The organism is Oleiphilus sp. HI0067, from assembly GCF_001635735.1.
This window is the reverse complement of sequence record NZ_LWFI01001258.1, coordinates 1-1,234: the sequence shown is the minus strand read 5'-3', so window position 1 is coordinate 1,234 and position 1,234 is coordinate 1. Positions and strand designations below refer to the sequence as shown.

The 1,234-nt window shown below is 44.6% G+C and carries 2 protein-coding genes; both read left to right on the top strand.

Annotation, left to right across the window (positions count from 1 at the left end; all coding sequences use genetic code 11):
* Positions 1 to 467, top strand: a 467-nt coding sequence (locus tag A3739_RS19300) for a coproporphyrinogen III oxidase (protein ID WP_156502699.1), incomplete at its 5' end; no start/stop codon positions are given.
* A 7-nt stretch (positions 468 to 474) separates the two neighbouring features.
* On the top strand, positions 475 to 1,234 hold a 760-nt coding region (aroE, locus tag A3739_RS19295; RefSeq protein ID WP_068502452.1), incomplete at its 3' end, for a shikimate dehydrogenase.

Sequence of the window (1,234 nt, the reverse complement as noted above, 5' to 3'; positions counted from 1 at the left end):
CCGCAAAGGCAGCTGCTGACCCTTTTGGCGAAAACGTATACGACGAACATAAGCGCTGGTGTGATGAGTATTTTTATTTAAAACATCGTGAGGAAACACGCGGTGTTGGCGGTTTATTTTTCGATGATTTGAACGAATGGGGCTTTGAGCGTTCTTTTGCTTATATGCAAGCGGTAGGTGATAGCTACACAAAAGCTTATGTCCCAATTATTCAGAAACGAAAAGACCATGAATATGGTGAGCGCCAACGTGACTTTCAATTATATCGCCGCGGTCGCTATGTTGAGTTCAATTTAGTGTTTGATCGTGGGACATTGTTTGGTTTGCAGTCGGGCGGACGAACAGAATCAATTTTGATGTCACTACCTCCGCTTGTTAAGTGGGGATACAACTGGCAAGCAGAAGAGGGCTCAGAAGAAGCGCGACTTAATGCATTTTTATCGCCACGAGATTGGTTGAAGGGGTAGTACAAATATGGATCGTTATGCGGTGATTGGAAATCCAATTGAACACAGTAAATCCCCATTTATTCATGCCCAGTTTGCGAATAAAACTGGCGAACAGCTTGTATATGAGCGAATCTTGGGCCGTATCGATGCTTTTGAGGAAGACGTAAAAGACTTCTTTTCAGACGCTAATAACAAAGGTTTAAACGTAACTGTTCCATTCAAAGAAAAAGCCTTTGCAATGTGTGACGTTCTCAGTCCTCGGGCTCAAATTGCCGAAGCGGTAAATACGCTCTACATGAAAGATGGCAAACTTTATGGCGACAATACCGATGGGTGCGGGCTAGTACGAGATATTCAAGAGAATTTTCAGGTCTCGTTGGCAGGAAAGCGCGTCTTACTGATTGGTGCAGGGGGGGCATCTAAGGGTGTTTTACTCCCGATTCTTGAGGCAGCTCCAAGTCAGTTGGTAGTTAGCAACAGAACTTTTTCTAAAGCTGAACAGCTTGTCGGCCGATACAAACAAAGACCTGAAATTGTTGCATGCGGTGCAGAGTTAACAGCAGAGAGTTTTGACGATTTATCGAGTGCATTTGATCTGGTGATCAATGGAACTTCTGCTAGCCTTTCAGGAGAGCTTCCGAAAATTTCTTCTGAGATCTTTTCAAGCGAAACGCATGTTTACGACATGATGTACGGGGACCAAGAGACGGTCTTCAATTGTTGGGCCAAAGACAGCGGCGCAACAATGACCATGGATGGTTTAGGTATGCTTGTAGAACAGGCGG